Here is a 20,448-nt window from a genome sequence, read left to right as displayed (position 1 = left end):
GCGCGTTGTCTCCGGCTCGGGCAGGCTGGGCAGATGGGAGTGTGGGAACTCCTGCTGGTCGGGCTGGTCATTCTGCTCGGCCTGTGTGGAGTGCTGGTGCCCGGCGTCCCGGGATCGTGGCTGGTATGGGCCGCGGTCCTGTGGTGGGCGCTGGACGATCCGCGCCCGGTCTCCTGGTTCGTGCTGGTCGGGGCGACGGTAACGCTGTTTCTGTCCCAGGTGCTGCGCTGGGCCCTCCCTCCTCGCCGGCTGCGGGCGAGCGGCGCGACCCCGCGGATGGCGGTGTACGCGGGAGTCGGCGCGTTTCTCGGATTTCTCCTGTTGCCCGTGCTCGGCGCGATCCCGGGCTTCATGGGCGGCATCTACCTCTCCGAACGCCTCCGCCTCGGCCGCCACGGCGAGGCCCGCGCAGCCCTTCGCACAGCGATGCACTCCGGCGGCTGGAGCGTACTGGCAGAACTGTTCACCTGCCTCCTGATCGCGGGGGCGTGGCTGGGGGCGGAACTGTGGGGCTGACTGACGTCGACGCAGCAATTGCCCCGGTCCCGGTGGACGCCCCGACAGGCGCCCGCCGTGGACAGTCGCAGGTCGCAGGTCGCAGGTGGCGGGTCGCGGGTCGCGGGTCGCGGGTCGCGAGGAGTGGAGGGCTCCAGATGGCGGACTGTCCCTGGTGGCCGACAGTCGCCGGACGGCCGTGGCGACCGCGGTGGCCGTGCCGACCGTCGACAGGTTCGGAACGGGCTCCGCAGACTCGCAACAGGCTCCGCAGACTCGGAACGGGCTCCGCCGTCAGAGCGACGGTGTCGGGAGCACGCCTTCCAAGGTCAGCAGTCGCACCTTGCGGTCCAAACCGCCCGCGTATCCGGTCAGTGAGCCGTCAGCACCGATGACCCGGTGGCAGGGCCGCACGATCAACAAAGGGTTGGCCCCGACGGCGCCGCCCACCGCTCGTACCGCCATCCGCGAGGCGCCGACCCGAGCGGCGACCTCACCGTACGTAGTGGTCGCCCCGTACGGGACCGAGTCCAGGGCGGCCCACACCCGCTCGCGGAACGCGGTGCCGTCGCTGCGCAGGGGAAGCGTGAACTCCTCGAGGTCGGCGGCGAAGTAGGCGTCGAGCTGCTCCCGTGCCGAGCGGAAGGGCCCGACATCGTGACGCCAGTCCGCCCGCACGGACCGCCCGCCCTTCTGCCCGGGCACGGAAAGGGACGTCAGCGCACCGTCGGGATCGGCGGTGAGCAGCAGCGGGCCGAGCGGGCTCTCCACCCTCGTCCAGTACGCCGTCAGCTCCTCCGCCCGCTCCCCCGGGTCTCCCACCTTCGGGTGAGGCCGCTCGGTCGGCTCCGACACCTCGACAGGGTCTGTCAGCTCGGTCGGCTGGGAAAGGTCGGCCGGCTCGGTCGGCCGGCAAAGCTCGGTCGGCTCGGTCGGCTGGGAGAGATCGGTCGGCTCGGTCAGGTCCGTCAGGTCGGTCATCGTTCCTCCGCGGCGCGCAGATGGTGCAGGGCGTACGTGCGCCAAGGGCGCCAGGTGTCGGGGACGTCCGCGCCGGGCGGCGCGACGTCGGGGTCGCCAAGCGCGCGGGCACGGATCGCCGCGACCGCCGCAGCGTCCAGCCCGGGCAGGGCCAGCAGCGCGGCCTGCGCGTCGTCCCTGTCGACGCCCGGGTCCAGGCGTAGGGCGCCGTCGGCGAGGGCGGCGACGAGAGCCCCCAGCGGGCCGCCGGGCTCGGACTCCGCCAGGACCGCCGGCTCGGGGAAGAGATGGGTGAGAGTCCCGCAAGGGGCGTCGAGAACCTTGCCGTAGGCGCGCACGAGCCGCTCAGCCGGGACCCGCCCGACGAGCGCCCGCACCGCGTACTCCTCCGGATCGGCCGCCCCCGGCGCCCGCAACCCGGGGCGGGCGGCGACCAGCGGGGCGAGCCGCGGATCGGCGCCGAGGCGCTCGTCCACGGCATACGGGTCGGCGTCCAGGTCGAAGAGCCGCCGCAGCCGCTGGACCGCAGTGGTGAGGTCACGCGGGTCGGTGAGGTGCAGCCGGGCGTCGAGCCACCCGCCGGGATGGACGGCCGACGGCCGGCCCGGGGCCCCCGCCCGCTCGTCCACAGCGACGATCCCGGTGCCGTACGGCAGCCGCAGCGTACGGCGGTAAGTGCGCCGGCCGACCGGCCCGCTCACCTCCTCCACCCCGCCCACGGCCTCACGCTGCAGCAGGTCGAACACGGCCTGTGCGTGGTACGGGCCCCGGTGCGCGAGTCGCAGCGGTATCCCGGCCGAGGGCGTGGCCGTACGATGCGGGGCGCGCACGGCGGCCCGCAGCTCGGTCGGGGTCGTCGCGTACACGGCCCGGACCGTGTCGTTGAACTGGCGCACGCTCGCGAACCCGGCGGCGAAGGCGATCTCGGTGACCGGCAGTCCGGTCGTCTGCAGCAGGACCCGCGCGGTGTGCGCGCGCTGCGCCCTGGCCAGCGCGACCGGCCCCGCACCGAGCTCGGCGGTGAGCTGCCGCTGCACCTGACGGGCGCTGTAGCCGAGCCGGTCGGCCAGGCCGCCGACACCCTCCCGGTCGACGATTCCGTCGCCGATCAGACGCATGGCCCGACCGACGACGTCGGCCCGCGCGTTCCACTCCGCCGACCCCGGCACGGCGTCCGGACGACACCGCCGACAGGCCCGGAAACCCGAGCCCTGCGCGGCGGCGGCCGTCGCGAAGAACCGCACGTTGTGACGTTTCGGCGTCACGGCCGGGCAGCTGGGCCGACAGTAGATCCCAGTGGTCTCGACGGCGAAGAAGAACTCGCCGTCGAACCGGGCATCCCTGCTGCGGACCGCTTCGTAGCGGGTTTCCTGGTCCGTCATGGGTCCCAGTCTCAGCCCGCGACGAACACCCTGCTAGCGGAAATCGGACGTGACGTTGGTGACGTCGGAGAGGCAACCGCCGGCCTCGTCGCTTGATCGACACGACACCTGCCCGATCGACACCGCTCTGCCACTTTGCCATCCGTTCCGTCTGCCGCCGGGGCGCGGCGAAAGGCATGCATCCCTGAAGGCCGGAATAGGCGTGGGCAGGGCCTGAGCCGGGTGAGCCGCCTGCGCCGCACGAACCGTCCGAACCGTCCGGGCCACTGAGCCACCTGAGCCACCCTGCCCACACGAGCGGGGCGAAACGGCGCGTAACCGGTCACGCAAAGGGAAACCGATTACGCAAAAGAAACCGCCTTCGCAACGAAGGCCCGTCGCGACCCGGGATGAAACCGGTTACCGACCAAGACTCGCGGCGTAACCGCTTCCCGAGGAGTAACCGGTTACGCAGCAAACTACGGCTAGCGAACCGCCAGTCGCACGGTTACTGCGGTGGTGCAGGCCGCCACGGCCCCCGGCCCCGCTTCGCCTCCCCTGCCGCACGCCCCTCCGCCTGCCTGCGCTTCCAGTCCTGACGGACGCCGGCGCGCCTGCGTGCGTCGGACTTGGCGACGATCCACTGGTTCTCCCGGACGAGTTTGCGGTAACTCTCCAGTCTGCGCAGCGACAGGTCGCCGTCCTCGACGGCGGCCCGCACGGCGCACCCCGGCTCGGCGTCGTGCGCGCAGTCGTGGAACCGGCAGTCCCGGGCGAACTCCTCGATCTCCGAGAACACCTGGCCGACGCCTCCACCGGCGTCCCAGAGTCCGACGCCTCGCAGCCCAGGCGTGTCGATGAGCACGCCACCGCCGGGAAGCGGCAGCAGGTTGCGGGTGGTGGTCGTGTGCCGTCCCTTGCCGTCCATGTCGCGGGTGGCCTGGACGTCCATCACCTCGTCTCCGACGAGGGCGTTGGCGAGTGTGGACTTGCCCGCGCCGGACGCCCCGAGCAGCACGGAGGTGCCCCGCCCGACGAGTGCCGCCAACTCCTCTACGCCCTCTCCCTCCCGAGCGCAGACGGTCAGCACGGGCACGCCGGGCGCACTGGCCACCACGTCCTCGACCAGGTGGGACAACGCCACCGGGTCGGGCACCAGATCGGCTTTGGTGAGCACGACGACGGGCTGGGCGCCGGACTCCCAGGCCAGGGCCAGGAACCGCTCGACACGGCCGAGGTCCAGTTCGACGGCCAGGGACATCGCGACGACGGCGTGGTCGACGTTCGCGGCGAGGATCTGTCCCTCGGATCGTTTGGAGGAGGTGGAGCGCACGAAGGCGGTACGGCGCGGGAGGAGGGTTCGCACGTATCGCGGATCGCTGCCGCCGGGGTCGACGGCTACCCAGTCCCCCGTGCACACGACCTTCATCGGATCGCGGGGCACGACGAACTCGGTGTCGGCGCGGACGACGCCGGTCGCCGTGACGACGTCGCACAGACCTCGGTCGACGCGCACCACGCGGCCGGGCAGCAGATTATGCACCGAATAGGGGATGAACTCGGTTTCCCAGCCCTCGTCCCAGCCATAGGCGGCGAGAGGGTGGGAAGAAACCGATGAAGAAGAGAAATGCAAGGGAGACCCTTCACAGGGGCAGCCTCGGCAGCGCTCCGCTCCAGCACGTGAAAGCGTTCACGTACATCAAGCAGAAGGGAACGGAGCGGATGATTCGGTCAGCCGGAGACCGCGGAGGTGGAGTGAACGAACGTCTGGTCGCTGCGCGCAGCGCCCCTCGTGGCGACAGTCATCGGTCACACCCCCTGTTCCTCGCACGGCTCACCGCGGCGGCCGACTCGGCCCCGCGTAGGACTCACTCAGGATAAGGACGGCAGTAGCCGCTTGCCACTCATTTTCCGACTCACGAAACCGCAGGTGGATCCGGTGTCGGCAGCAAGCGCAACTGGCACGGACTGCACATGCATCGGATGCCGCGAAGGCCGCGAAGGCGGACATCGCAACGAAAGCGGCCGATACAACAAAGGCGATGAAGGCGAGGAGCGCAGTAACGGCAGAGATGTCGCCACGGCTGCGTCGGCCACCGTCCATCCGGCGTGACAGGCGACAAAAAGAAAGGCAAGGAAGTGATTCTCTCCTTGCCACTCTCAACCTATAGCGCACTGAGGGGCTTGCCGCAAGGCCCCCGTCATCACCGAGAATTCCCGGTCGAGGCAGGAATCTACGAACCCTGGGGTTGTGATGATCGACGTTGTCATCGTCGGCGGTGGACCGACCGGGTTGATGCTGGCTGCCGAACTACGGCTGGCCGGAGTCCGAACGGTCGTCCTGGAGAAATTGGCCGAGCCGACCGGGGAGTCCCGCGGCCAGGGCCTGCACGTGCGCAGCGTCGAGATCATGGACCAGCGCGGTCTGCTGGACCGGTTCCTCGCGAGTACGGAGAAATTCCGGGTAGGCGGTTTCTTCGGCGGTATCGCCAAACCGTGGCCGGAGCGGCTGGACACGGCTCACCCCTACGGCCTCGCCATCCCCCAGCCGGACACCGAGCGACTGCTCAACGAACGAGTCCTTGAACTCGACGCCGAGATCCGCCGCGGATGTGAAGTCGTCGGGCTGGGGCAGGACGAGGACGAGGTGACCGTCGAGCTGGCGGACGGCACGCGGTTGCGCTCGCGCTATCTCGTAGGCTGCGACGGCGGTCGCAGCACCGTGCGCAAGCTGCTCGGCGTCGGTTTCCCCGGCACGCCCGCAACGGTCGAGACGCTGCTGGGCGAGATGGAGGCGACCGAGGACCCGGCGACGATCGCGGCCGTCGTCGAGGAGGTCCGCGGCACTCAGTCGCGGTTCGGCGTCATCCCTCTCGAGGGCGGGACGTATCGCGTGGTGGTGCCCGCCGACGGCGTGGCCGAGGACCGCGCCACCCCGCCGACCCTGGAAGAGTTCAGGAAACAGTTGCGGGCCGTGGCGGAAACCGATTTCGGCATGCATTCACCCCGCTGGCTGTCCCGGTTCGGCGATGCTGCCAGGCAGGCCGAGCGCTACCGGGTGGGCCGCGTGCTGCTCGCGGGCGACGCGGCGCACATCCACCCGCCGACCGGCGGCCAGGGGCTCAACCTCGGCGTCCAGGACGCGTTCAACCTCGGCTGGAAACTGGCCGCCGAGGTGAACGGCTGGGCTCCGGAAAGCCTGTTGGACAGCTACGAGGAGGAACGGCACCCGGTGGGCGCCCGCGTCCTCGACAACACCCGGGCACAGATCACGCTGTTGGGGACCCACCCGGGTGCGATCGCGCTGCGGAGGCTCTTGTCCACGCTGATGGATTTCGAGGAGGTGAACCGGTACGTGACCGGGATGATCACCGCGGTCGATATCCGCTACGACTTCGGTGAGGGCCATGAACTGCTCGGACGGCGACTGCGCGACGTGGAACTGAAACGGGGGCGCCTGTACCCGCTGATGCACGCCGGCCGTGGCCTGCTGCTCGACCAGACCGGCCGGCTCTCGGTGCAGGGATGGGCGGACCGGGTCGACCACGTCGTCGACGTCAGCGAGGAGCTGGACGTACCCGCGGTTCTGTTGCGACCGGACGGCCACGTCGCGTGGGTCGGCGAAGACCAGCAGGAGCTGGCCGGCAGGATGGAGAAGTGGTTCGGCGCCGCCGCCGTCTGAACCGGATGCCCGCCTACGATGCCCGACCGGAACGGCTGCCGGACGACGTGCCCGACCGGACCACCTTCCCGACCGGAACAGGTGCCGGGACTCGTGTCCGGCCGGAGCACGCGCCCGGTTGACATACCCGGCCGGACGACGTGCCCGGACGACAACCGCGTGCCGACCGGCCCGACCGGCTCGCGCCATAGGTTGAGAGTGGCAAGGAGAGCAAGCCCGGCGGACCGGTTGTCCGTCGCCCTCACGACACCGGCAGGCATCGGCTCCCGTACCTCATCCAGGCCGGGCGGCCTGGGTCGGCTGTCTGCCTCAAGAAGCCGTGCACGTCTTTCCGTTGAGGGCGAAGGCGTAGGGCGCCGAGTTCTTCTTCTGCCAGGAGGCGAGGAACCCGAAGGTGAGGGTTCCGTTCGCGGAGACGGTCCGGTTGTAGTCGGCGGCGGTCGCGGTGACGCGGGAGCCGTTCTGGGCGAGGCTCGCGTCCCACATCTGGTCCACCCGCTGCCCGTCCCGGAAGGACCAGGCGACGCGCCAGGAGTCGAGGGCGTCGGCGGTTGTGACGGTGACGGTGGCCTGGAAGCCGTCCGGCCACTGGTTGACCAGGTCGTACCGGACCTCGCAGGCCGCCTCGGACTCGCTCCCCCCGGCGCCCGCGGTGGACGAGGAGGTCCCCTGGGGCTCGGGATCGGGCTTGCCCGCGGCGCCGGTGCCGTCCGCCGACGGGGTGCCGTCGGCGGACGGCACCGGGCCGGACGAGGACGGCGCGGCGGAGGTGGACGGTGAGGCGGACGGCAGGGCGGAGGCCGGCCCGGCCACCGGACTGCTGTCCGTGGGGCCGCTCTTGGCGATGGTGTCGCCGCCGCTGTCGCCCGGCATCATCGAGACGGCGAGCGCCAGCCCGGAGACGAGGACGGCGGCGGTGAGCAGTGCGTTGCGCCGTACGCGCGCCTTGCTCGCGGCGGCTCGTTCGGCCGCGCCTTCGGGGTCCGAGGTGTCGGGGCGTCCGGGGCCGAGGCGCACCTCGGCGGCGCGCCGGCGGCGCTCCAGATAGGCGAGGCCGCCCCACCCGATCACGCCCTGCGCGAGGGCTGCGGGCAGCCCACCCCCGTGCAGGCGCAGACAGGCTGCCGCCTCCGCGCACTCCACGCACGTGGCGAGGTGCCGGGAGAGGTCCGCCGGGGTGTCGGCGGCGGGCGAGCGGGTGACGGCGTCCAACAGCCGGACGTAGCTGCGGCACTCCGCGTCCATCGGCGTGTCGAGATGGTTGCGGTGACAGCGGTCTCGAAACAGGCCTCGGACTTCGTTGAGCTCTTCCACGGCGGCGGTCGGGTCCAGGCCCTGACGGCGGACGACGGCGTGCAGCGGCAGCGCCTCGACCTCCGCCAGCCACAGCAGGGCGGCGTCGGGTTCCTGCATGTCGCGCAGGCCGCGCAGGGCGATGGGACGACTCAGGGGCGGTCCCACGTAGCGTGCGGCCTTGCCGGAGTTCAGCCACAGACGCAGGTCGGGGTCGAGTTTGTGGCCTTGGCCCTGGGCTTCCCAGGCGGCCGCCGTGGTGCGTACGGCGGTCAGCAACAGGGGGATCCGGGGCAGCCGGGACGAGCGGCGGCCGGCACCTCGCGCGATGCCGTCCTCGGCGGCGCGGGCCTCGCGTATGCCGAGCGCGAACGCCTCTCGGGCCAGCTGGTTCGCCGCGGTCGAACCGGACGTGCACAGGTCCGCGTACGACAGGACGGCGTCCCAGCACTCGGAGAACAGCGCGGCCTCGGCGGCGTCCTTCGGGGTCGGCAGGTCGGGCATGGGTCTCCTGCATCCACAAGCAAGGTCAACTCACCACGACGGCAATGGAGTTGGGGGGAACCTCGCGGCAGGGGCAGAGCTTTTCACGTTTCCCGCACAACTGACAAGCACCCTGTTCAGATGTCATGTCAGGACAGCAGGACAGGAACGCAGAAGGCGGCCGCGCCCGCCACTCCGACCTGTTGTACGGACGCGGACCGCTTCGTGCTCAACGTCGACGCAAACTTTCGAGACCGGTTTCGCGGACGTCCAGCACGCGACCGTCCCCGAAAGGATCGTTTCGAACGAACCATCCCGAACCGACGGCCTCGGATCGTTTCGAACGAACCATCCCGAACCGACCGCCTCGGATCGGATCGGACGGACCGTCTCGAACCGACCGTCCCGAACGGGTCGGACGGACCGTCTCGAACCGACCGTCCCGAACGGGTCGTTCCGGACGAGTCGTTCCGGACGAGTCGTCTCGACTCGCGCCGCCTGCCCCCGGGTTGCTTCGAAAGCGGTTCCAGGACCATACGTCCGGGGACTATACGGTCGCCGCGTCCTGCACCGGAAGGCTGTCCATGAAAGAGCTCACCGAGAAGACCGCACGGCCGGGTCCGGGCGGGCCGTAGCCGGGCGGCGAGGAGAGGCCGAACTCGTCCATGGCGGCGCGGTAGGCCTGCAGCAGCCGGATGTGGTACTCCAGCGGCGCACCCTGCGGGTTGGCCTTGCCGAGCGGGGTCGTGGGCTCGGGGCACCAGGTGGTGAAGCGGGGCGTGATGCCGTGCGACATGAAGAAGCGCAGGCCCTCCGTGGTGGAGGCGATGGCCTCGTCGACGGTCCCGAAGCCGAAGGGCTCGGCCATCTCGACTCCCGCGACGAAGTTGGGGATGACGTTGCGGGCGCCGAAGATCTCCGCCGAGTCGAGGATCCTCTTGTGCCACTCGTCGCGGCCGACGTAGCGCTCCTTGCCCGGGCAGTACAGCTCGAACAGCCTGCGGTCCCAGACCTCGTAGTTGGGGTGGTAGATCTGCACCCCGTAGTCCTTGAAGCGCTGGACGTCGTCTCGGGGCAGCGCCTGGGCGACGACCTTGCCGATCCAGCGGCCCGGGAACCGCTCCTCGATGGCCTTGGCGTAATGGCCGTAGAAGTCGGCCTCGTCGCGGCCGGCGACGGTCTTGGTGATCGCGCCGCCGGTGAGCGTATAGGCGGTGGAGGCCTTCTGGGTGTCGTAGCGGTCGATGATCTCCAGGGCTTCGAGGACCTCCTCGACGTCCTTCACGCCCGTGTAGGGCCGCCCGGCCGCCTTGTGCTGGCGCCAGTTGTGGTTGATGTCGCAGTACTGGCACTCCTCCTTGGCGCCGAAGTACTGACACACGCGGAAAACGGTCAGGTAAATGAGGTAACCCCACTGGATGGTGGGGGCGACCTCCATGACGGACTTCCCGTTGGAGAGCTTGTGCCGGTAGTACTCGGGCATCGGCGGCACCCCGACGTCGGCGATGCGCTGCCCGTCGAGGTACAGGCCGAGGAGACCCTCGTCGTCCGCCGCGACGCGATACGGCGAGGCGGGGTTCACCCGGACGGAGACGACCGTGCGCCGCAGGTCGTAGGGGCCACCCGTGAGGATGATCTCCTCCGGCGGGCGGCGCAGCGCGGCTTCGCCGAGCTCGGGCAGGGTGCCGTGGTCGAAGGAGAAGATGAAGTACGACTTGGGCTTGACCTCCCCCGACTCGTTGTCGCTGAGGGCCGAGGCATCGAAGGCCAGGCCTCCGCGCAGCAGGTCCTCCTTGATGACGGCCTCCCGCGGCACATGCGGAAACCGCTCCATCAGATCCTCGACCAGCGCGGTACGGCTGTCCATCCGACTCTCCTCCCGGCTCAGGCGTACGACTCCTCACGGTATGCCCCTGCCGACGCGAAGGCGGGGGCGGGGGGCCTCGTGTTGCGGGCAGGGTAGGTTCCACCTGGGAACCGAGGGTTCTCGATCTCCTCGGAAGGGGCGAGCAGTCGCATGACGGAAACCGTTACCAACTGGGCCGGCAACATCGTCTTCGCCGCGAAGGAAGTGCACCGCCCGCGCTCCCTCGACGAGCTGCGCTCGCTGGTCGCGGGCAGCACCCGGGTGCGGGCGCTCGGCAGCGGGCACTCGTTCAACAAGATCGCCGAGCCGGGCGGCGACGGGGTGCTGCTGTCGCTGGACGGTCTGACCGGTGAGATCGACGTCGACGCGTCGGCCCGCACCGTGCGGGTCGGCGGCGGTGTCCGGTACGCCGAGCTGGCGCGCCGGGTGCACGAGCACGGGCTCGCGCTGGCGAACATGGCCTCCTTGCCGCACATCTCGGTCGCGGGGTCGGTGGCGACCGGCACACACGGGTCCGGGGTCGCGAACGGTCCGCTGGCCGCCTCGGTGCGGGAGGTGGAGATCGTCACCGCCGACGGCTCCACCGTCGTCGTCGGGCGCGGCGACCGGCGGTTCGACGGTGCTGTCACGTCCCTGGGCGCACTCGGCGTCGTGACCGCGCTCACGCTCGACCTGGAGCCGGCCTACGAGGTGGAACAGCACCTCTTCACCGAACTCCCTCTGGAGGGGCTCGACTTCGAGACGGTCGCGGGTGCGGCGTACAGCGTCAGCCTGTTCACCGACTGGGGTGCGCCGGGGTTTCGGCAGGTGTGGATGAAGCGGCGCACGGACGAGCCGCTCGCCGACTTCCCATGGGCCGCGCCCGCCGTGGAGGCCCTGCATCCGGTGCCGGGGATGCCGGCCGTGAACTGCACCGCGCAGTTCGGGGTGCCGGGTCCGTGGCACGAGAGGCTGCCGCATTTCAGGGCAGAGTTCACCCCGAGCAGCGGAAACGAGTTGCAGAGCGAGTATCTGCTGCCACGTCCGCATGCCGTCCGGGCGCTGCAAGCGATCGAGGGCATCCGGCAGACGGTCGCCCCCGTGCTGCAGATCTGCGAGGTGCGGACCGTGGCGGCCGACGGGCAGTGGCTGAGCCCCTCCTACGGCCGGGACACGGTGGCCCTCCACTTCACCTGGATCGAGGACACGACGGCGGTGCTGCCGGTGGTGCGGGCCGTGGAGGCGGCGCTGGAGCCGTTCGAGCCGCGCCCCCACTGGGGCAAGGTCTTCCAGCTGCCCGCCGACGTGGTGCGCGGCCGCTATCCCCGGATCGACGACTTCACCGCCCTGACACGCGTGCTGGATCCCGCCGGCAAGTTCAGCAACGCATTCGTGCGGGACGTTCTCGGCGGCTGACGCCCGACGGGCCCGGCGACTTTATAAAGCCCCTTTCCTAACCCCTTGTCGAACCCTGCGGCACGCCATAACCTGGCGCGGCGCCGGAGCCGTCGCAGTGCCGGCCCGCCCGGCACCGAAGGGACGGCAGGGATGAGGGGGCACGTTCCATGAAGCGCGGCACGTCACGGGACATCCGCACCGCGAACCGCTACGAGGTGCTGCGCCAGATCATCGCCGCGTCGCCCACCTCCCGGCAGGAGCTCGCGGCCGCGACCGGTCTCTCGCTCGCCACGGTCGCCACCCTGGTCGGCGAGCTGCTCGACCTCCGCATGATCACCGAGGTCGGGTTCGAGGACTCGGCGGGCGGCCGCCCCCGGGGACTCGTGGCCGTCAACGCGTCGGGGGGCGCGTTGATCGGCGTGGACATCGCGGAGACGTACGTCCATGTCGAGCTGTTCGATCTGGCGCTGAACGTGCTTGCGCGCGCCGAGGAGAACATGCGGCCCGGTGAGAGCCGTCCGCAGCAAGTGGTGAGTCATGTCGCGGCGGCCGCCGGTTCGGTGGTCGCGCAGGCCGGGGTCGAGGCCGCGCGGGTGCTCGGCGTCGGGGTGAGCGTGCCGGGTCAGGTGGACCGCGCGACGGGCATCTCCGAGTACGCGCCCAACTGGGACTGGCACGACGTGCCGTTGCTCGATCTGCTCTCCGAACACATCGCGTATCCGCTGTACTTGGACAATCCGCTGCGGGCCGGCGCGGTCGCCGAGCTGTGGTTCGGGGCGGCGCGGGGGCACGGGGACGCCGTGGTGGTCAACCTCGGGACCGGCGTCGGCGCCGGCCTGGTGCTCGGCGGCGAACTGCACCGGGGGGTGAGCAACAGCGCCGGCGAATGGGGGCACACCACCCTGGTGCTGGACGGCCGGTTGTGCCGTTGCGGCAATCGCGGCTGCGTGGAGGCCTACGTCGGCGCACCCGGCATCATGCAGAACCTCGGTGAACTCTTCCCGGACAGCCCGCTGTTGCATCCCGACGACCAGACCGCCACCATCGACGCGCTGGCGGTCGCGGTCGCGGCGAACGAGCCGACGGCCGTCGAGGTCGTCCGCGAGACGGCTCGCTACCTCGGCGCGGGCATCGCCAACCTCATCAACGTGCTCAATCCCGAAGTGGTCGTATTGAGCAGCTGGGTCGCCGCCCGGCTCGGCGAGCCCCTCCTCGAGGAGGTGCGCGAGGCGGTGGCGCGGCATGCCCTGAAGCGGCCGCTGGCGGCCAACCGGATCGTCGTCAGCCCGATTCCGACCGACCCGGCCTGCCTGGGCGCGGCGACGTTCGCGCTGGAAGGGGCGTTGCAGTCCGTCGGCCAGCGAAACGTCAGACGCGTCGCGTCCGCGGGCGCGCGCAACCGTACGGCGCCGTCCGGATGAGCGGCCGTCCGCACGACAGCGCGGCCGGAAGGGCAGGCGCGCCGAACGTCCGGCCACGGCCGACCGGGACGGAGCACTCATGCGCGTGTGCGTTCACATCGAGGGCGGCCGTGACACTCATCCGCCGGCACAGCCGGAAGAACCAGTCGGAGTGCTCGAACGTGAGACCGGAGAACGCATCGCCTTCCCGACCGTCCGGAGGGGCAACGGTGACGCGCTCCGGGAGGCAGGACGGATCCGCCGGGGCCCACGAGGTCCTGGCCGGGCGGTAGTTCGCCCGGGGAACACCCCTTTGGACCGAGGGCCGCCGGCTCCTGACACCGGTGGCCCTCACCTCCCCTCGCCCTGCTCCCGGTTCGCGCCTCGCGCCGCTCCCCCGTGACGCCCGCCGGGAACCCGCCCGTTCGTCATGCCGAACCGATCACAACGCTTCGAACAGACTTCGTCCAACCCCTTGCCGAAGCCTTAGCCGAAGGTTAACGTCCCGCTCCGCAGCGTCATTTGAGCCATCCGGCCCCGAAGCCGTCGAGCCGCAGCCGTACTCGAGACAAGGACGTCACCATGTCGGCAATGAGCAACAGCAACTGGTCCCGCCGATCCCTCTTCCGGGCCGCGGCGGGCATGGCCGCGGCCGGCACGCTCGCCGCCTGCGGCAGCAACAACGGCAGGAGCGGGGGGTCGGGTTCGGGCGTCGGCCTGACGCAGTTCTTCCACGCGTACGGCGAGCCGGGCACCGAGCAGGCGATCAAGAAGTACGCGAAGGCCTACGACAAGGCCGACGTGACCACGCAGTGGATCACGAGCGCCGACTTCGAGAGCAAGCTCTTCGCCACTCTGCTCACCAAGAGCGCGCCCGACCTGTTCGAGTTCCACCCGCAGATCCAGATGATCAAGAGCGGTCAGGTCGCGGATCTGACGGACATCATCGAACCCGTCAAGAGCGACTTCAACCCGGCCGACATCAAGTCGCACACGGTCGACGGCAAGATATACGGCGTCCGCATGATCGACGACCCGCAGTTCTTCTTCTACCGCAAGTCGATGCTGGAGAAGGCCAAGGTCCAGGTCCCCACCACGCTCGACGAGCTGATGGAGGCCGCCGCCAAGCTCACCACGGGCAAGGTCAAGGGCCTCTACATGGGCGACGACCTGCACAGCGTCGTCAACCCGATGATCTGGTCGGCAGGTGCCGACACCCTCGACGAGAAGAACCAGATCGCCTACCACACCCCGGGCGTCATCGAGGGCATCAAGAAGATGCGCAAGCTGTTCACCAGCGGCCACCTTCTCCTCGGCGCGCCGACCGCGTCCTGGGACCCCTCCTCGCTCAACCAGGGCCTGTGCGCGATCCAGTTCTGCGGCATGTGGGCGATGCCTGCCATCCAGAAGGCGCTCGGCGACGACTGGGGCGTCTTCCCCTTCCCCAAGACCGTCGACTCCGGCAAGCAGTCGGTCTACAACGGCGGCTGGTCGATGTTCGTCAACGCCAAGGGCAAGAACGTCGACGCGGCCAAGGAGTACGTCAAGTGGCTGTGGATCGATCAGAAGAAGTACCAGGAGGAGTGGGCCACGTCCTTCGGCTTCCACATTCCGCCGCGCACCTCGATCGCGCAGACCGCCACCAAGCTCAAGTCGGGCAACGCGGCTGAGGGCGTCCGGCTGTTCAACGAGTTCGGGCACTTCGACAACATCGGCTGGACCCAGGCCATGATCACCTCGCTCGAGGACGTCTTCGCCAACGCGGTCCGCAAGGACATGGACCCGGAGGCCGCGCTGGACAAGGCCGACACGGCCGTCAACCGGGAACTCAAGAAGCTGTTCGGATAGGCCACGGGACGGACCACGACATGTCGACGACCGAGACGCGCGACCTCGCGCGCCCCGCCCGGGCGAAGGCCTCACCGGCCAAGCCGCGGCGGGGACTGCGGGGCAGCCCCACCGTCAACTTCTGGCTCTTCACCGGCCCGTTCCTCATCGGCCTGGCGATCTTCGTCTACGCCCCGATCCTGTGGAGCATCTGGCTCAGCTTCTTCGAGGCCCGCTTCACCGTCACACCTGACAAGTTCGTCGGCTTCGAGAACTACACGTACATGCTGACGAACGACGACTTCGTCGGCTCCCTCGGCACCTTCACCGCCTTCGCCGCGTTCATCGTGCCCACCACCTGGGCACTCTCGCTGGGTCTGGCCCTGCTGGTGAACCGGCTGCGCTTCATGCGGGCGTTCTTCCGGTCGGTCTTCTTCCTGCCGACCGCGTGCAGCTACGTGGCCGCCTCGCTGATCTGGAAGATGTCCATCTTCAGCGGGGTCCGCTTCGGCATGATGAACACGGTCCTGGGCTGGTTCGGGATCGAGAACATCGCCTGGCTGGTCGACCCCAATCCGCCCTGGTACTGGGTCGTGATCGTCTCGGCCCGGCTGTGGCTGCAGTCCGGTTTCTACATGATCCTGTTCCTGGCGGCGTTGCAGAACATTCCGGGTGAGCTGTACGAGGCGGCCGCCATCGACGGCGCCAAGCCCGGCTGGCAGACGTTCCGTTACATCACGTTGCCGCAGCTGCGCGCCACGTCCACCGCGGTGATCCTGCTGTTGCTGATCGCGGCCTACCAGGCCTTCGACGAGTTCTACAACCTCCTGTCGAAGACCACCTGGGGCCGTCCGCCCCTCGTCGAGCTGTACTACAAGGCCCTGGGCGAGAGCCAGGACTACGGTTCGGGCAGCGCGGGCGCGGTCATCCTGACCGTGCTGATCTGCGCCGTGACCCTGCTCCAGGGCAAGTTCCTGGGCTTCGGAAGGGGGGAGGATTCCAAGTGACGACCACACTGCCCGAGGTGGGGGAAGCCGCGCCGCCGCCGGACAAGCCCCGCCGGGACCGACGCGGTGGCGGGGTGATGAGCTCCACCGGCCTCTACGTCGCCACCGGCATCGCCGGCTTCTTCTTCCTGATCCCGTTCTACCTGCTGATCCGCAACGCCCTCTCCACCGACGCCGAGATCACCGGAGAGAACTGGAAGTTCTTCCCCACGCACCTGCAGTGGGGCAACGTCAGCGAACTGTTCACCGACGAGACGGTGCCCTTCGGTCAGTCCCTGTGGAACTCCGCGGTCGTGGCCACCCTGCACACCGTCGGCGTCCTGCTGGTGTGCTCCCTCGCCGGCTACGGACTCGCCCGCATCCCGTACCGGCACGCCAACAAGGTCTTCTACGCCGTCCTGGGCACCCTGATGGTCCCGACGGCGGTCACATTCGTCCCCAGCTTCGTCCTGGTGTCGTCGCTCGGCTGGGTGGACACCTACCGAGGTCTGATCATCCCGGGACTGTTCAGCGGTTTCACGTGTTTTCTGTTCCGGCAGTATTTCCTGGGGTTCCCCAAGGAGCTGGAGGAGGCGGCGCGGGTGGACGGACTGGGCTACTGGGGCGCGTACTGGCGCATCGTGGTGCCCAACTCGCTGAACTTCTTCGCCGCGATGGCGACCATCACGTTCATCAACGGCTGGAACTCGTTCCTGTGGCCGCTGGTCATCGGCCAGGACCCGGGTTCGTGGACGGTCCAGGTCGCGCTCTCCAACTACATGACCAACCAGACCGTCATCTTCCATCTGATCTTCATGGCCACGGCGTTTTCCATCCTGCCCCTGGTGTTCGTGTTCCTCTTCCTCCAGCGCTGGCTGGTCCAGGGGATCGCGCAGACCGGAATCAAGGGCTGACCTAGGAGACCGATGTCTTTCCGCACCTCCCCCTCTCCCCGTTCGGCCCGGGCGGAGGGCACCTCCCCCGTCGACTACGTCGAGGACGTCTCGCCGGGCGTCGGGGCTCTTGCGCCCCGGGCCTGGTACGCGGCCTCGGACGCGAAGTCCCTGTCGCTGAACGGACGCTGGCGGCTGCGCGTGTCGGCGACGGCCGACGCCGAGGACGACGCGTTCGCCGAGGAGGGGTACGACGCCGGGGACTGGGCCGAGGTCACGGTCCCCGGCCACTGGGTGCTGCAGGGAGACGGCGCCTTCGGTTCGCCCGTGTACACCAACCATCTCTACCCCTTCCCGGTCGACCCGCCCCGGGTGCCCACGGAGAACCCGACAGGTGACCACCTGCGGGTCTTCGACCTCCCCGACGGATGGCCCGAGGTTTCTGAAGGCGGTTTCGTCCTCCGTTTCGACGGCGTCGAGTCCTGTGCGCGGGTCTGGCTGAACGGCACGGACATCGGCGAGTTCAAGGGGTCCCGCCTGCCGCACGAGTTCGCGGTCGGGCATCTGCTCAGGCCGAGTGGGAACGTCCTCGCGGTCCGGGTCCACCAGTGGTCGGCGGGCTCGTATCTGGAGGACCAGGACCAGTGGTGGCTGCCCGGCATCTTCCGTGACGTGACGTTGCTGCACCGTCCGGCGGGCAGTGTCCTCGACTTCTTCGTGCACGCTTCCTACGACCACGTCACGGGCGAGGGCTGCCTGCGCGTCGACTCCGATGTCGACGGGCGGGTGACCGTGCCCGCCCTGAACATGGACGTAGCAACCGGGGAAGCGGTTACCGCACCGGTTCAGCCGTGGACGGCGGAGACGCCCACGCTGTACGACGGCGAGCTGGTGACGGAGGGCGAGCGTGTGCCCCTGCGCATCGGTTTCCGCACCGTCGAGCTGGCAGACGGGCTGATCAAGGTCAACGGCCGCCCGATCCTCTTCAAGGGCGTCAACCGGCACGAATGGCACCCCGAGACGGGCCGCGCCCTCGATCCGGAGACGATGCGCGAGGACGTGCTGCTGATGAAGCGGCACAACGTCAACGCGGTGCGCACCTCGCACTACCCGCCGCACCCGGCCTTCCTCGACCTGTGCGACGAGTACGGGCTGTGGGTGATCGACGAATGCGACCTGGAGACGCACGGCTTCGTCGAGCAGGACTGGCGGGACAACCCCGTAGACGACGACCGCTGGACCCCCGCACTCCTCGACCGCGCCGCCCGCATGGTCGAACGGGACAAGAACCACCCGTCGGTCGTCGTCTGGTCCCTGGGCAACGAGGCCGGCACCGGGCGCGGTCTGACCGCCATGGCCGACTGGATCCACGCCCGCGACGCCTCGCGTCTCGTGCACTACGAGGGCGACCTCAACTGCCGTGACACGGACGTCTATTCACGTATGTACGCCTCCCACGAGGAGGTCGAGCGGATCGGACAGGGTCTGGACGGCGGCACCCTCGGACGACGTCGACTCCCCTTCATCCTCTGCGAGTACGCCCACGCCATGGGCAACGGCCCCGGCGGGCTGGCCGAATACCAGCGGATCTTCGAGGCCCACGAACGGCTCCAGGGCGCCTTCGTCTGGGAGTGGATCGACCACGGAGTCCGGCACCCTCGGCTGGGCTACGCCTACGGCGGCGACTTCGGCGAGGAACTGCACGACGGGAACTTCGTCTGCGACGGTCTCGTCTTCCCCGACCGCACCCCCTCCCCCGGTCTCGTCGAGTTCAAGAAGGTGATCGAGCCGGTCGTCCTGGACGCCACCGCCGAGGGCACGGTCCGCGTCACCAACAAGCAGGACTTCGCCGACCTCTCGGCGCTGGCCTTCACCTGGTCCTTCCAGGCGGACGGCGAGACCGTCGGATCCGGGCCTCTCGCGGTGCCGCCGCTCGCGGCCGGCGAGTCGGCCGACGTCAAGCTGCCGGAAACGCCGTCCGGCGCCCCGGCCGGTGCGGGGACGGGCTGGACCGTCCAGGCCGTGCTGGCCGCGGACACCGCGTGGGCGGCCGCGGGACACGTGGTCGCCTGGGGCCAAGTGGCGGCAACGCCAAGGACCTTGCCGTCGCACGGTCCGGCGATCGCACCGATCACCGGAGAACGACTCGTCACCCTGGGCCCTGCCTCCTTCGACATCCGCACGGGCGAGCTGCGCACCCTCGGCCCGGTGACGGTGACCGGGCTGCGCCTGGACGTGTGGCGGGCGACCACCGACAACGACGACGGCGCGCCCTGGCAGTCGGACGTCCGCCACGGTCTGCTCTGGCGCAGGCTGGGCCTGCACCGGATGCGGCACCGGCTGGACGCGGTCGAAGTCGGCGACGACGCGCTGACGGTACGGACCCGAGTGGCGCCGGCCGGCTGGGAGGTGGGCCTGTCGACTGCCTATCGGTGGACGTCGGACGGAAACCGCGTACGACTGACCGTTTCCGTGACCCCCGAGGGCGACTGGACGGTGCCGCTCCCCCGTCTCGGCGTCCGCTTCGGGCTGTCCGAGGCCGACCGGGTGACGTGGTTCGGGGGCGGCCCCGGCGAGGCGTATCCCGACAGCAGGTCGGCGGCGGCGGTCGGCCGCTGGCAGTCGACCGTGGACGACCTGCAGACGCCGTACGTCCGCCCCCAGGAGAACGGCGCCCGTGCCGACGTCCGCTGGGCGCAACTCGGCGGACTGCGCATCGACGGGGACCCCGCGTTCTGGTTCACCGCGCGGCGCTGGACGACCGAGCAGCTCGACGCCGCCGCCCACCGCACCGACCTGGTCCCGGGCGAGACGGTGTGGGTCAACCTCGACCACGGTCAGCACGGCCTCGGCTCCCAGTCCTGCGGCCCGGGCCCCTTGCCGCAGCACTTCCTGAACGCGGCGCCCGCACAGTTCTCCTTCGTCTTCACGCCCACCGACTGACCGCACTGACTGGCCCCACCGACTGACCCCAGCGGCCGAACCACGTCCTGTGCCGGCATGGTTCGGTCGGCCAGGCCGTGTCGGCCAGGTCTGACCGACACGGCCTGGCCGACCCTTCCGGCGACGTCATGCGACCGGTCTGAATCGACGGCCCGAACGCCACTCTGTCCGGTGCGTCCCGTGCCTGTGCGCCTCCAGCTGCAGTTGCGCGTGTTCTCATCCACGGCCGCTCCCCTCGCGGTCGTCGCGTATCCCGCGGCCGCTGTTCTGCCTGCCACGGCGCCACGGGCACGACACCGGCATCCCCTGGCGCTTCGGCGATCTCGCTCCTGCGGGGCCCGTTGGCGTACGTCGTCTCACGGCTGCTGTGGCGGTGGAGCCTCGGGCACTGCATCGGGGTGAAAGCGATTACACAACTGTCACCGTGGCTGTTGCCGTGGCTGTGGCTGTGCGGGCCGGCCGGATCCCTCAGGCTTCCGCACCGTGTAACTGGTCCCGGCATCCCTACTGGCTTTGGCGCTGCCCGGCGATAGGGCTGCCGGGACGGCGAACCTGAGGAAACGCGTTGCTGGCCGGACGTCAGGGGCCGCTGGGGGGGAGCAACCGGTTGCGAAGGATTGCGCGGGTATAGAGAGGGCGGAAAACTGCGGGAATCCGGTTACACAAGCTCGCGCAGACGAGGGCTGGGGAAACCGGTTACGCAGACTTGCGCCGACGTGGAGGGCTGGGAAACCGGATACGCAACGGGAGTCCCCCGGGAACAGTCTCCCACCCAACTCGCTGTGCGCGGTCGCATCCCACCCCAGGCCTCAGGCGTTACGGCGATCCGTTCGCGATGCCGGGCCTGTTCCCCTCGCGCC

At 69.8% G+C, this 20,448-nt stretch carries 13 protein-coding genes; 8 read left to right on the top strand and 5 right to left on the bottom strand.

The window, feature by feature from the left end; translation table 11 throughout:
* Window positions 1-33 precede the first annotated feature (33 nt).
* Window positions 34-516 (top strand): DUF456 domain-containing protein, encoded by a 483-nt coding sequence (locus tag BG482_RS17965; RefSeq protein ID WP_069770069.1) that lies wholly within the window; start codon window positions 34-36, stop codon window positions 514-516.
* A 273-nt stretch (window positions 517-789) separates the two neighbouring features.
* On the opposite strand, the gene BG482_RS17960 is transcribed toward BG482_RS17965, so the two are convergent.
* From BG482_RS17960 to rsgA, 3 genes are all read right to left on the bottom strand, one after another.
* Entirely contained in the window at window positions 790-1,287 is a 498-nt protein-coding gene (locus tag BG482_RS17960; protein WP_069770115.1) for a methylated-DNA--[protein]-cysteine S-methyltransferase, read from the bottom strand.
* 185 nt (window positions 1,288-1,472) lie between these two features.
* Window positions 1,473-2,858: a DNA-3-methyladenine glycosylase 2 family protein gene (locus BG482_RS17955; protein WP_069770068.1), complete on the bottom strand. Its 1,386-nt coding sequence runs from the start codon at window positions 2,856-2,858 to the stop codon at window positions 1,473-1,475.
* Between the two features lie 487 nt (window positions 2,859-3,345).
* Window positions 3,346-4,470: a ribosome small subunit-dependent GTPase A gene (rsgA, locus tag BG482_RS17950; RefSeq protein ID WP_069770067.1), complete on the bottom strand. Its 1,125-nt coding sequence runs from the start codon at window positions 4,468-4,470 to the stop codon at window positions 3,346-3,348.
* Between the two features lie 621 nt (window positions 4,471-5,091).
* Between rsgA and rox the strand changes: the two genes are divergently transcribed.
* Entirely contained in the window at window positions 5,092-6,519 is a 1,428-nt protein-coding gene (rox, locus tag BG482_RS17945; protein ID WP_069770066.1) for a rifampin monooxygenase, read from the top strand.
* A gap of 309 nt (window positions 6,520-6,828) precedes the next feature.
* On the opposite strand, the gene BG482_RS17940 is transcribed toward rox, so the two are convergent.
* On the bottom strand, window positions 6,829-8,316 hold the full coding sequence (locus tag BG482_RS17940) for a cellulose-binding domain-containing protein (RefSeq protein ID WP_069770065.1): 1,488 nt from the start codon (window positions 8,314-8,316) through the stop codon (window positions 6,829-6,831).
* Window positions 8,317-8,842: 526 nt separating this feature from the next.
* Window positions 8,843-10,162: a radical SAM protein gene (locus tag BG482_RS17935; RefSeq protein WP_069770064.1), complete on the bottom strand. Its 1,320-nt coding sequence runs from the start codon at window positions 10,160-10,162 to the stop codon at window positions 8,843-8,845.
* 150 nt (window positions 10,163-10,312) lie between these two features.
* On the opposite strand from BG482_RS17935, the gene BG482_RS17930 reads away from it, so the two are divergent.
* From BG482_RS17930 to BG482_RS17905, 6 genes are all read left to right on the top strand, one after another.
* The gene (locus BG482_RS17930; RefSeq protein WP_069770063.1) at window positions 10,313-11,557 is read left to right on the top strand and encodes an FAD-binding protein; all 1,245 of its coding nucleotides are present in this window, start codon (window positions 10,313-10,315) and stop codon (window positions 11,555-11,557) included.
* 149 nt (window positions 11,558-11,706) lie between these two features.
* Window positions 11,707-12,960 carry an ROK family protein gene (locus BG482_RS17925; RefSeq protein WP_069770062.1) on the top strand — a complete coding sequence of 418 codons (1,254 nt, stop codon included), beginning with the start codon at window positions 11,707-11,709 and terminating at the stop codon, window positions 12,958-12,960.
* Window positions 12,961-13,530: 570 nt separating this feature from the next.
* Complete coding sequence (locus tag BG482_RS17920) at window positions 13,531-14,787, top strand: ABC transporter substrate-binding protein (RefSeq protein ID WP_079141881.1); 1,257 nt, start codon at window positions 13,531-13,533, stop codon at window positions 14,785-14,787.
* Window positions 14,788-14,807: 20 nt separating this feature from the next.
* Complete coding sequence (locus BG482_RS17915) at window positions 14,808-15,773, top strand: carbohydrate ABC transporter permease (RefSeq protein ID WP_069770060.1); 966 nt, start codon at window positions 14,808-14,810, stop codon at window positions 15,771-15,773.
* Window positions 15,770-16,666, top strand: a complete 897-nt coding sequence (locus BG482_RS17910) for a carbohydrate ABC transporter permease (RefSeq protein ID WP_069770059.1) — start codon at window positions 15,770-15,772, stop codon at window positions 16,664-16,666. Before BG482_RS17915 ends, BG482_RS17910 begins: the two co-directional genes overlap by 4 nt.
* A gap of 12 nt (window positions 16,667-16,678) precedes the next feature.
* Window positions 16,679-19,588, top strand: coding sequence for a glycoside hydrolase family 2 TIM barrel-domain containing protein (locus BG482_RS17905; protein WP_069770058.1), 2,910 nt, complete (start codon window positions 16,679-16,681; stop codon window positions 19,586-19,588).
* The last annotated feature ends 860 nt before the right edge of the window (window positions 19,589-20,448 follow it).

The sequence above is a fragment of the Streptomyces sp. LUP30 genome (genome assembly GCF_001746365.1).
Taxonomy (GTDB): domain Bacteria; phylum Actinomycetota; class Actinomycetes; order Streptomycetales; family Streptomycetaceae; genus Streptomyces.
The sequence above is the reverse complement of the archived record's forward strand: the minus strand, read 5'-3'. Positions and strand labels throughout refer to the sequence as shown.